General features: G+C 74.5%; 1 pseudogene. It reads left to right on the top strand.

From position 1 onward, the window contains the following. Window positions 1-169: 169 nt before the first annotated feature. A pseudogene (locus tag FV222_RS27385) lies at window positions 170-955 on the top strand (thioesterase); the annotation flags it as partial.

The following is a 955-nucleotide window of genomic DNA, read 5'->3' on the forward strand; positions in this document are numbered from 1 at the left end:
CACGCGCTCTGCGTGCGCATCGAGACCGAGGCGGGCGCCCGGCCCGCCGACGACGGCTTCCACCTCGCCCCCGGCGCGTCTCGCCGCATCGCCCTCGTCGGCGGCGGGAATCCGCACGGGATCGTTCGCGCTGTGAACACAAACGAGATCGTGAAGTTCTAAGACCTCGATGATGCACGCGCCGCCGCTCCCACATCCGTCGCCCGTCGAAGCGGAACCGGTCGTCGTCGACGGCCTGTTCGGCTGGTTCAGCCCAGGCACCGCCCGGCGCGGCGTGATCCTGTGTGGGGCGACCGGATTCGAGCAGCTTTCGGCGCACCGCCCGTGGCGGGACCTCGCCGGGCGGATCGCCGCCACCGGCTGCGCCACCCTGCGCTTCGACTATCCGGGCGAGGGCGATTCCACGGATGCCGGCGCCGGCACGCTGGAGGCGTGGCTCGGGGCGATCCGCCGGGCGGTGCGCGTCCTGCGCAAGGAGGCCGGGTCGACGGAGGTCGTCCTCGTCGGCCTGCGGCTCGGGGGAACCCTGGCGGCGCTCGTCGCCGAGGAGGGCGGGATCGACCGGCTCGCGCTGCTGGCGCCGTGCCGGACCGGGCGCGGCTACCTGCGCGAGATGAAGCTGCGGGCGCCCGCGGTGAACCAGCTCTCGGACGGCACCGTGCCGACCGAGCCGCCCGGACACCTGTCGCTCGGCGGCTTCCCGATCGGCCCCGACCTCGCGGCCGACCTCGCGCGGATCGACCTCGCCACGGCGAAGGTCCGCCCGGCGCCCGAAATTCTGATCCTCGGCGCGGAGACCGACGCCCTCGCCAAGCGCTACGCCGCGCTCGGCGCCCATGTGACCTCGGGTGCCCTGCCCGGCCTCGCCCAGCTCGTCGGCAACCCGTTGTTCTCCGAGACGCCGGAGGCGGCTTTCGTCGACGTGGTCGGCTTCGCGACCGCCGGCGCCCTGCCC

Origin of the sequence: Methylobacterium sp. WL103, assembly GCF_008039885.1 — a bacterium.
GTDB lineage: Bacteria > Pseudomonadota > Alphaproteobacteria > Rhizobiales > Beijerinckiaceae > Methylobacterium > Methylobacterium cerastii.